3 protein-coding genes are annotated in these 11594 nt (G+C 74.8%); all 3 read right to left on the reverse strand.

The genetic code is table 11. From position 1 onward, the window contains the following. Positions 1–6607, reverse strand: a 6607-nt coding sequence (locus tag ACF061_RS38875; protein WP_392271745.1) for an amino acid adenylation domain-containing protein, incomplete at its 3' end; no start/stop codon positions are given. Positions 6608–6709: 102 nt separating this feature from the next. Next, positions 6710–6916: an MbtH family protein gene (locus ACF061_RS38880; protein WP_392271746.1), complete on the reverse strand. Its 207-nt coding sequence runs from the start codon at positions 6914–6916 to the stop codon at positions 6710–6712. Between the two features lie 47 nt (positions 6917–6963). After that, on the reverse strand, positions 6964–11594 hold a 4631-nt coding region (locus tag ACF061_RS38885; RefSeq protein WP_392271747.1), incomplete at its 5' end, for an amino acid adenylation domain-containing protein.

Genomic DNA, 11594 nt, shown 5'->3' on the forward strand with positions numbered 1-11594 from the left:
AGTTGGCCATGAGGTGGAGCACCGTGCGGTGCTCGACCGCCACGCCCTTGGGACGGCCGGTGGAGCCGGAGGTGTAGATCACGTACGCCAGGTCGGAAGCCGACGCACCCGTCTGTGGAGGTGTCCCCGGCAGCCCGGCGATGGTCTCCGACTCGGTGTCCAGGTCCACGACCCGCACGCCCGCCACGGGCAGGCTCGCGCTCAGGTCACGGTGCGAGACGAGCAGTTCGGCGCCGGAGTCCTCCAGCATGTAGGCCAGCCGGTCGGCGGGGTAGGCGGGGTCCAGGGGGACGTAGGCGGCGCCGGTCTTGAGGATGCCGAGCAGGCCGACGACCATCTGGGGGCCGCGTTCGACGGAGAGGGCCACGAGCCGTCCGGGTCCGGCCTCCAGTGAGGCCAGGTGGTGGGCCAGGCGGTTGGCCGCCTCGTCCAGCTCGCGGTAGGTCAGGGTCTCGCCCGCGCAGGAGACGGCCACCGCGTCGGGCGTGGCCGCGGCGCGCGCGGCGATCCGGTCGTGGATCGTGCCGTCCCAGGCGGCGACGCCGGGCGTCACCGCCCAGTCGCCCACCAGCCGCTCCCGCTCACCCGGGGCGAGCATCGGCACCGCCGACACCGGACGGCCGGGGTCGGCCGCCATGCCGGTGAGCAGGGCGTCCAGGTGCCCGGACATCCCCTCGACCGTGCCGGCGTCGAACAGCTCGGGGTCGTAGGCGAGGGCGTACGCCAGCTCGTCCCCCGCGTAGGCGACCAGGTTGAGCGGGAAGTTGGTGACGTCGGCGCCCTCCAGTCCGTGCAGCCGGACGCCGTCGCAGGGGCCGGTGTCGCCGTCCACGGGGAAGTTCTCGAACGCCACCAGGCTCTCGAAGAGGTTCGTACCGCGCTCGACACCGCTCCACCCCTGGATCCGCGGCAGCGGCACGTACTCGTACTGGCGGGCCTCCACCTGGGTGTGCTGCACACGGGCCAGCCACTCGGCGACCGGCGCGTCACCGTCGACGGCCACACGCACCGGCAGGGTGTTGATCAGCATGCCCACCATGGAGTCGACACCCGGCAGATCGGCCGGGCGGCCCGAGACGGTGGCGCCGAACACGACGTCCCGCTCCCCGGCGTACCGGGACAGCAGCAGCGCCCAGGCGCCCTGCACCACCGCGTTGACGGTGAGCCGATGGGTCCTGGCGAACTCGTACAGGAGGCGCGAGGCGTCCGCGGAGAGCCGCGTCACCAGCCGCTCGGTGGACTGCGCGCGGTGGCCGGCGGTGGGCCGCCGGTCGTACGGCAGCGCCGTCGGCTCCTCGAACGCGTCCAGCAGGGCCCGCCAGTACGCCTCCGCCTCGGACAGGTCCTGGCGCTCCAGCCACTCCACGTACGCGCTGAACGGGCGCCGCGCGGGCAGCACCGGCTCCTCGCCGGCGGCCAGCGCCCGGTACGCCGTGGTCAGCTCGTCGAGCATCTGGAAGGTGCTCCAGCCGTCCAGCAGCACATGGTGGGAGGTGCGCACCACCCGCACGGACGTGTCCGACGTCCGGGCGACGGCGAGCCGCGCCATCGGGGCGGCCGACAGGTCGATGCCGCGCGCGCGGTCCCGCGCCAGGTGGCGCTCCAGCGCACGGGCCTGCTCGTCGGCGTCCAGGCCGCGCCAGTCGAGGTGGACGACCGGTGTCACGACGTGCCGGCGCACCACCAGCAGCGGACGGTCCACCCCCTCCCACACGACGGCGCCGCGCAGGATCTCCAGATGGTCGGTGACGTGCTGCCAGGCCCGCTCCAGCAGGCCGGGATCGGTGACCCCGTCGAGGACGAAGCTCATCTGCTCGAAATAGGCCCCGGACCCCGGGTCGGACAGGGTGTGGAAGAGCATGCCGCTCTGCATGGGGGTGAGCGGGAAGACGTCCTCGACGTCCCGGCCGTCGCCGGCGATCCGGTCCACGGCCGCCTGGTCCAGGCCGGCGAGCGGGAAGTCGGACGGGGTCGCGCCCCCGCTCGCCGGGTCCTGGCAGTGCTCCACCAGGGCCCGCAGCGCGGCCACGTGCTCGCCCGCCACCCGCTCCACCGTCGCCCGGTCGAAGACCTCGTCGGAGAAGATCCAGGTGAAGCCGAGGCTGCCGTCCTCGACCATGCCGACGACGTCCAGCAGGTACGGGCGGGGCTCGTCCGGCGCGTGGTCGTGGCCGAGGGCCGGCAGACGGTCGCGGACCAGTCCGTCCCGCGCGGTCGTGCCGTCCCACTGGCCGAGGTAGTTGAAGCTGATGGGCGGGAGCCGGTCCGCGCGCAGGGCGTGACCGGGCGTGCCCGGCGGGGACAGGAAACGCAGCGCGTCGTAGCCGAGGCCGCGGCCCGGCACGGCCCGCAGCTGCTCCTTGACGGACTTGACCGTCTCGCCCCAGCCGCGCCCGGCGGGGAGCGTCAGGGCGATGGGGAAGTGGGTGGTGAACCAGCCGACGGTGCGGGACAGGTCCAGGTCGTCGAACAGCTCCTCGCGGCCGTGCCCCTCCAGGCCCAGGACCAGGCGGTCGGCGCCCGTCCAGTCGGCCAGGACGCGGCCCAGGGCGCTGACGAGCACGTCGTTGATCCGCGTGCGGTACACCGACGGGAGACGGTGCAGCAGCGCCTCGGTCTCCTCGCGTCCCAGGCGCACCTCGACGGTCCGCTCGGCGGAGGTGACGTTGCGGCCGTCGGGATGGTCGACGGGCAGCGCGGGAGCGTCGTCCGGGCCGACCGAACGCCAGTGGCCGATCTCGTGGTCGAGGGCGCCGGAGCGGACGTGCGCGCTCAGGCGCCGTGCCCACTGCTGGTAGCTGCTGGTCCGCGGGCCCAGGTCGGCCGGGCGGCCGTCGGCGAGCCGCGCGTAGGCGGTGGACAGGTCGTCCAGGACGATCCGCCAGGACACCCCGTCCATGACGATGTGGTGGACGGCGAGGAAGAGGCGGGGCGCGGCGCCGTCGCCGAAGCGGAACAGGACGCCCCTGACCAGGGTGGAGCCGGACAGGTCCAGGGCGCGCTGCGCCTGGAGGGCCGCGCTGTTCAGGACCTCTTCGGTGTCCTCGTCGGCGGCGACGTCGCGGACGGCGAGGAGGCCGGAAGGCCGGTCTCCGTACTCCTGGATCCAGGTGTCGCCCTGGCGGGCGTAGCGCATCCGCAGCGCGTCGTGGTGGGCGACGACCGCGTCGAGGGCTTTTGCCAGCAGCTCGGCGTCCGTGCCGGGGGCGAGCTCCAGGTGCGCGGACATGGCGTAGTGGTCGGGGGCGACGGTGTGCTCTTGGAGGAACCAGCTCTGGATCGGGGTGAGTTCGACGCGTCCGGTGGCCTCGGCGGGCGCGTCGCGGGTCGGCTCCGTGGTGGTGGTGACGGCGCCGGCGAGGGCGGCGATGGTCTGGTGGAGGAAGAGGAGGCGGGAGGTGAGGTGGAGTCCGGCCTGGCGGGCGCGGGAGACGACCTGGATGGAGAGGATGGAGTCGCCGCCGAGGTCGAAGAAGTTGTCGTGGACGCCGACGCGTTCGACGCCGAGGACGTCGGCCCAGACGGTGGCGAGGGTTTCCTCGGTGTGGTCGCGGGGTGCGGTGTGGTCGGTGCCGGTGCGTGCGGCGGTGAGGTCGGGTGCGGGCAGGGAGCGGCGGTCGACCTTGCCGCTGGGGGTCAGGGGCAGCCGTTCCAGTGGCACGTAGAGCGCGGGCACCATGTAGTCCGGCAGCGAACCGGACAGATGGGAGCGCAGCTCGGAGGTCCGCGCCCCGGTGTCGGAGCCCTCGGTCACGACGTACGCCACGAGACGTCGCCGGCCGGTGTCGTCCTGCCGGGCCAGGACCACCGCGTCCCGCACGTCCGGGTGGGTCAGCAGGGCGCTCTCCACCTCGCCCAGCTCGATGCGGAAACCCCGGATCTTGACCTGGTCGTCGGCACGGCCCAGGAACTCCAGGTCCCCGGAGGCCAGCCGGCGGGCCCGGTCGCCGGTGCGGTACAGCCGGTCGCCCGGCACGAAGGGGCTCTCGGCGAACCGCTCGGCGGTCAGCTCCGCGCGCCGGTGGTAACCGCGTGCCACGCCGTCGCCGCCGATCCAGATCTCGCCCGGCACACCCGGCGGGACCAGGTTGCCGCGCTGGTCGAGCACGTAGACGCGGGTGTTGGGCAACGGGCGGCCGATCGGCACGTACACCCGGCCGCGCAGGCTCTCCTCGGTCGGGGCGAAGACCGTCGAGTCGACGGTCGCCTCGGTGCCGCCGTAGGCGTTGACGACGACGCAGTCGTGCCGGATGCGGTCCAGCAGGGCACGGCAGTCCTCGACGCGCCACGCCTCCGAGCCGACGGAGATCAGCCGCAGCGGCGGGAACGCCCCACCGCGCCGCTCGACCTCCTGGAGGACGGCGTTGAGGAGCGAGGGGACGATCTCCAGGCCGGTCGCGTCCGTCTCGGCGATCAGGTCGAGGAGCGCCGACGGTTCGGTGGTGACGTCCTTCGACGCGATGATCAGCGCCCCGCCGAAGGGGACGGAACGGATGAGGTCGGCGAAGAACAGGTCCACGGAGAGGCTGGACACCGACAGGAAGCGCGGCTTCAGCTCCCGCAGCCCGTACCGCTCGTCCCAGGCGGTCAGGATGTGCCGGACGTTGCGGTGCTCGACGGCGACGCCCTTGGGCTCGCCGGTCGACCCGGAGGTGTAGATGACGTACGCCAGGTCCCCGGCGGTGACGGCGGTGCGCGGCGCGGTGGCGGGCAGCCGTTCGATCGCGTCCCGCTCCGCGTCCAGGTCCACGAACCGCAGGCCGTCGGCGACGGGCAGGCGGTCGCGCACGGCCGACTGGCCGACGACGATCCGGGCGCCGGAGTCCGCCAGCATGTACGCGAGGCGGTCGGCCGGGAAGCCCGGGTCGAGCGGCACGTACGCGGCGCCCGCCCGGAGGATGCCGAGCAGGCCGACCGCCATGGCCGAGCCGCGCCGCACGCCGAGGCCCACCACGGAGCCGGGGCCGGCGCCGAGCGCGGCCAGGTGGTGGGCGAGCCGGTTGGCGCGCTCGTCCAGCTCCCGGTGGGTGAGCGTGGCGTCCTCGGCGATCACGGCGACCGCGTCGGGGGTGCGCGCCGCCTGCGCCGCCAGCCGCTCATGGATCAACAGGGCGTCGTCCACCGGGAGTTCCGTGGCGTTCCACTCCACGGTGACGCGCCGGCGCTCCTCGTCGGTGAGCAGGGGCAACGTTGCCACGGACCGGTCCGGGTCGGCCACCGCACCGGCCAGGAGCACGCCGAGGTGGCCGGCCATCCGGGCCACCGTGCCCTCGTCGAAGAGCTCGGTGCTGTACTCGACCAGGCCGCGCAGCCGCCCGTCCCGTTCCTCGAACTCGAAGGTCAGGTCGAACAGGGAGGCCTCGCGCTCCATCGGGTACGGGGAGACCGTCGTGCCGGGCAGGGCCAGGGCGTCGTCCGGGGTGTTGTGCAGGACGACCATGGCCTGCACGAGCGCGGTGCGGCTCGGGTCGCGCTCCGGCTGCACCGCCTCGACGAGCTTGTCGAACGGGACGTCCTCGTGGGCGAACGCGTCGAGGACGGTGTCCTTGACGCGGCCCAGCAGCTCCGCGAACGTCAGGTCCTGGTCGACCTGGGTGCGCAGGACGACGTTGTTCACCAGGAAGCCGACCAGCTGCTCCAGCTCCCGGTGGCCGCGCGCGGCCGAGGACGTGCCGACGGCGATGTCCTCCTGGCCGGACCAGCGGGCGAGGACCGCCTTCACCGCGGCCGTCAGCGCCATGAACAGCGTCGCGCCCCGCTCGCGGGCCAGCTCCTTCAGCGCCGCGACCGTGTCGGCGGGCAGCTCGAAGCCGTACACCGCGCCGGCCGAGGAGCGTACGGCCGGGCGGGGCCGGTCGGTGGGCAGTTCCAGCGGGGCGATGCCGTCGAGCCGCTCGCGCCACCAGTGGAGCTGCTGCGCCAGCAGGCCGCCGTCCTCCAGCCGGGCGCGCTGCCAGGCGGCGAAGTCCGGGTACTGGACGGCGACCTCGGGCAGCCGGTGCGCGCGGCCCTCGGTGCGGGCGGTGTAGAGCTCGCCCAGCTCGCGGGCGACGACGCCCATGGACCAGCCGTCGGTGACGATGTGGTGCATCCCCAGCACGCACACGTGCTCCTCGGCGGCCAGACGCACCAGCAGCACCCGCACCAGAGGGCCGGACTCCAGGTCGTACGGGCGCGCCGTCTCCGCCCGCACGGCGTCCCGCGCGGCCTCCTCGTCGGCGGCGTCGGCGGTCACCCAGTCGGGGTCGAGCCGGTCGTGGACGATCTGTGTGGCACGGCCGTCGACCGCGGAGAACGTCGTCCGCAGCGCCTCGTGGCGGGCCACCAGATCACGGACGGCGGCGCGCAGCGCCTCCGTGTCGAGGGGGCCGTTGATCCGTACGGGCAGCGCCGAGTGGTAGTCGGCGCCGCCGGGCGCGAAGTCCTCCAGGAACCAAAGGCGCTGCTGGCCGAAGGACAGCCGCAGCTCGCCGTCGCGGGACACCACCGGGACCAGCGGCGCGGCGGTGGCCGCCCCGCCCTGTCCCGCCAGACGCTGGGCGAGCGCCTCGCGCAGTCGTTCGGGCAGAGCTGCTATCCGGTCCGCGCGGGAAGACGGCGTGTTCATGGGCGGGATCCCCCAGGAGATGGCTGGTCGGCGGGTCGGGAAGGCGGTCCGTCCGGCCCGCGCCGAGGGTGGCGGCGGCGGGCCGGGCGGCGGTGGGCCGGGTCAGGCGGTGACGGAGCGCAGGCCGCGGGGGCGCATGTCGGTCCAGTTCGCCTCGACGTGGGCGAGGCACTCCTCACGGGACCGGCCGGCGAGGACGGTCTCCCAGCCGGCCGGGACGGCCGTGCCGGTGGGCCACAGCGAGTGCTGGCCCTCCTCGTTGACCAGGACGTCGTACGAACGGTCGGACTTCTCGAAGGGGTTGGACACCGTGGAACCTCTCGGGTGAAGGGTGCGGGTTGGGGGAGCGGGGTGGGTCAGGAAGTCCCGGCGGCCGCCTCCAGCTCGGCCAGGACCAGTTCCTCGACGCCGGCGGCGGTCTCGCCGACCGTCGGCCTCTCGAAGAGCGCGCGCGGTGACAGGTCGGTGCCGAACAGGGCGTTGATCCGCGACACCGTGCGCAGGGCGAGCAGCGAGTCGCCGCCCAGCTCGAAGAAGTCGTCGTGGACCCCGACCCGTTCGGCCCCCAGCAGTTCCTGCCAGACCTCGGCTATCAGCTCCTCGGTCGCGGTCGCCGGGGCCTCGTACTCCCCGCCGGCGGCGAGGTGCCGCTCCGGGGCGGGAAGCGCCCTGCGGTCGACCTTGCCGTTGGCGGTCAGCGGCAGCGCCTCCAGGGTCGTGAACAGGGCCGGGACCATGTGCTCGGGCAGCGACGACGCCAGGTGGGCGCGCAGTTCGGCCGTGCCGGGCGCCGGCGCCCCGTCGGCCGGGACCACGTGACCCACCAGGACGGTGCGGCCCGAGCCGGGGTCGGTGTGCGGCACGACGGCCGCGGCGCCGACCGCCGGGTGGGTCACGAGCGCGGCCTCGACCTCGCCGGTCTCGATCCGGAACCCGCGGACCTTGACCTGTCCGTCGGTCCGGCCGAGGAACTCCAGGGTGCCGTCGGCCCGCCAGGCCACCAGGTCCCCGGACCGGTACATCCGGGCTCCGGGCGCGCCGAAGGGGTCGGCGACGAACCGTTCCGCCGTCAGCCCCGGCCGCCCCAGGTAGCCGTGGGCCAGACCGTCGCCGGCGATGTACAGCTCGCCCGGCACGCCGACCGGCGCGGGGACGAGCCCCGACGTCAGCACGTACACGCGGGTGTTGGGCAGCGGGGAGCCCAGCGGCACGGAACCGCCGTCCAGCCGGCCCCGCAGGTCGTGGGTGGTGGTGAAGGTGGTGGCCTCGGTGGGGCCGTACCCGTTGGTGAGCCGCAGCGCGGGATGGGCGTTCAGGACCCGGGCGCAGTGCTCCGCGGAGAGCCGGTCGCCGCCCGCGACGAGCTGCCGCAGTCCCGAGAACACGCCGATGTCGTCGTCGGCGACCTGGTGGAACAGGCCCGCGGTGAGCCACAGGTGGGTGACGCCGTGCTCCTTGAGGAACCGGCCCAGCTCCGCCGTCGTGGGGAGCCCCCGCGGGTGCACCGCCAGTCGCGCCCCGCGCAGCAGGGCCGCCCACACCTCGAACGTCGACGCGTCGAAGGACAGCGAGGCGAACTGCGCGACCGTGTCGTCCGGGCCGACGTCCGTGTACGCCGCCTCGTGCACCAGCCGGACGACGGCCCGGTGCGGGGTGAGCACGCCCTTCGGGACGCCGGTCGAGCCGGAGGTGTACATCACGTACGCGACCTGGTCCGGTGCCGGGTGCGGCGCGGGCGCGGCCGCCGGCCGCGCGGCGATCTCCGACGCGTCCCGGTCCAGGTCGACGGTCCGGGCCGCCGCGGAGGGCAGCCGGTCGCGGGTCCCCTCCTCGGTGACCAGGAGCTCCAGCCCGGCGTCGTCGATCATGTACGCCAGCCGGTCGGCCGGGTAGCCCGGGTCCAGCGGCACGTAGGCGGCGCCGGCCTTCAGGACGGCGAGCAGCGCGGTGACCGCGTGCGCGCCGCGCTCCAGGCACAGGCCGACGAACGTGCCGGGGCCGGCGCCCAGGGACACCAGGTGGTGGGCGAGCCGGCCGGACCGCTCGTCCAGCTCCCGGTACGTCACCTCCTCGTCCCCGTACGTCAGGGCGACGGCGTCGGGCCGCGCGGCGGCCCGGGCGGCGAACAGCTCCGTCAGCGACGCCTCGGGCAGGGCACGGGCGGTGTCGTTCCAGGCCCGTACGGTCAGTTCGGACTCCGCGGCCGTGAGCATCGGCACCTCGGCCACCGGCACGGCCCCGTCGGCGGCGGGGAGCGCGGTCAGCAGGGCCTCCAGGTGGCCGCAGAGGCGGGCCGCGGTGTCCGCGTCGTACAGCTCCGCGTCGTACGCCAGGGTGTAGGCCAGCTCGTCACCGCCGTAGGCGACGAGGTTCAGCGGGTAGTTGGTCGCCTCGGTGCCGGTCAGCCCGCGGACGCGCAGCCCGTGCGCGGCGGCCGCCTCGTCGTCCATCGGGTAGTTCTCGAAGACGACCAGGGTGCGGAACAGCTCCTCGCCGCGCTCCACGTCGGCGCACGCCTGGACGCGCGGCAGCGGCACGTACTCGTACTGGCGCGCCTCGACCTGCGCCCGCTGCACCCCGGCCAGCCAGTCGGCCACCGGCGCGGTCGCGTCGACGCGGACCCGCACCGGCAGGGTGTTGATCAGCATGCCGATCATCGACTCCGCGCCCGGCAGGTCGGCGGGACGGCCGGAGACGGTGGCGCCGAACACGATGTCGTCCACCCCGGCGTGCCGGGCGAGCAGCAGCGCCCAGGCGCCCTGGACCACGGTGTTCACGGTGATCCGGTGCCGCCGGGCGAAGTCGGACAGCTCGCGCGAGACCCCCGGCGGCAGGCGGCGCGCGATCCGGGCGGTGGAGCCCGTGCGGTGGCCGGGCGCGGAGTGCCGGACGGCGGGGAGCGGGGTCGGTGTCCGGAAACCGGCGAGGGTCTCCCGCCAGTACGCCTCGGCCGCCGCCAGGTCCTGCCGCTCCAGCCACTCCACGTACGCGCCGAACGGCCGGCGGGCGGGCGGAGCGGGTTCCCGCCCGGCGGTCAGGTCCGCGTACGCCCGGTAGGTCTGGGTGAGGAGGTCGAAGGTGGACCAGCCGTCCAGCAGGACGTGGTGGAAGGCGCACACCAGCCGCACCGAGGTGTCGGTCAGCCGGACGAGGGTGAGCCGCATCAGCGGAGCGGCGGTCAGGTCGACCGGCCGGGCCCGGTCCTCGGCCAGCAGGCGGCGCACCGCCTCGTCCCGCTCGGCGGCGGGCAGGGCGCGCCAGTCCAGGTGGGTGACGGGCAGCCTGGCCCCGCGGTGGACCACCATCAGCGGGCGCTCCACCTCCCGCCACTCCAGCGAGGCGCGCAGCACACCGGTGCGGTCGGCGACCGTCTGCCAGGCGCGGGCGAGCAGCGCGGGGTCGGTGACGCCGTCGAGCTCGAAGGACATCTGCTCGGCGTAGGCGCCCGGGTCGGACAGGGTGTGGAAGAGCATGCCGCTCTGCATGGGGGTGAGCGGGAAGACGTCCTCGACGTCCCGGCCGTCGCCGGCGATCCGGTCCACGGCCGCCTGGTCGAGCCCGGCGAGCGGGAAGTCGGACGGGGTCGCCCCGCCGTTGCCCGGCAGCAGGCAGTGCTCCACCACCTCGCGCAGCGCGGCGAGGAACGCGTCCGCGAGCCGCCGCACGGTGGTGGTGCGGTGCACCGCGGGGGCGTGGATCCAGTCGATGCGCAGTTCGCCGTCGCCGACGGCGGCCACGATGTCGATGAGGTGCGGCCGGGGCTGCCCGGGCGCCTGGTCGGCGCCGAGCGCGGCCAGGCGGGCACGCACCAGGCCGCTGTCGCCGGTGGCGCCGTCCCACTGGCCCAGGTAGTTGAAGCTGATCCCGGGCTGCGGGGCGGTCGCGAGCGCGGCGCGCGCGGGGCTGCCCGGCTCGGACAGGTGGCGCAGCGCCCCGTACCCGATGCCGTGGCCCGGCACGGCCCGCAGCCGCTCCTTCACCGACTTCAGGGCCTGGCCCCAGTCGCCGTCGGGGACGTCCAGCGTGACGGGGTGGATGGTGGTGAACCAGCCGACGGTGCGGGACAGGTCCACGTCGTCGAACAGCTCCTCGCGGCCGTGGCCTTCGAGGGCGACCGTCACCGGATCGCCCGCCCAGTCGCGCAGGACCCGGCCGAGCGCGGTGAGCAGCACGTCGTTGATCCGCGTGCGGTAGGCGGCGGGGACCCGCTGGAGCAGTGCCTCGGTCCCGGCGCGGTCGAGCCGTACGGACGTCACCGCCGTCGCGCCGAAGGTGTTGCCGGTGTCGTCGCCGTGCCCGTCGCGCGGCAGCGGGCGGACGGCGGCGGCCGTCTCCGTCCAGTGGCCGAGCTCGTGGTCGAGGGCGCCGGAGCGGACGTGCGCGCTCAGGCGCCGTGCCCACTGCTGGTAGCTGCTGGTCCGCGGGCCCAGGTCGGCCGGGCGGCCGTCGGCGAGCCGCGCGTAGGCGGTGGACAGGTCGTCCAGGACGATCCGCCAGGACACCCCGTCCATCACCAGGTGGTGCACCGCCAGGAACAGGCGCGGCAGCCGCGCCGGGCCGAGGCGGAAGAAGACGCCCCTGACCAGGGTGCCGCTCGCCAGGTCGAGGGAGCGCTGCGCGGCGAGGGCCGCCTCGTGCAGGGCGGCGTCCCGCTCCTCGTCGGCCACCGCCGACAGGTCCCGTACGGTCAGCGGCTGTGCGGCGGCGTCGCCGTACTCCTGGATCCAGGTGCCGCCGTCGCGGACGAACCGCATCCGCAGCGCGTCGTGGTGGGCGACGACCGCGCCGAGCGCCCGCTCCAGCAGCGCCGTGTCGGTGTCCGGGGCCAGCTCCACCTGGGCGGACATGCCGTAGTGGTCGGGGGCGACGGTGTGCTCGGTGAAGAACCAGTCCTGGATCGGGGTGAGTTCGACGCGTCCGGTGGCCTCGGCGGGCGCGTCGCGGGTCGGCTCCGTGGTGGTGGTGACGGCGCCGGCGAGGGCGGCGA

The organism is Streptomyces sp. NPDC015220, from assembly GCF_043079345.1.
Classification (GTDB): Bacteria; Actinomycetota; Actinomycetes; order Streptomycetales; family Streptomycetaceae; genus Streptomyces.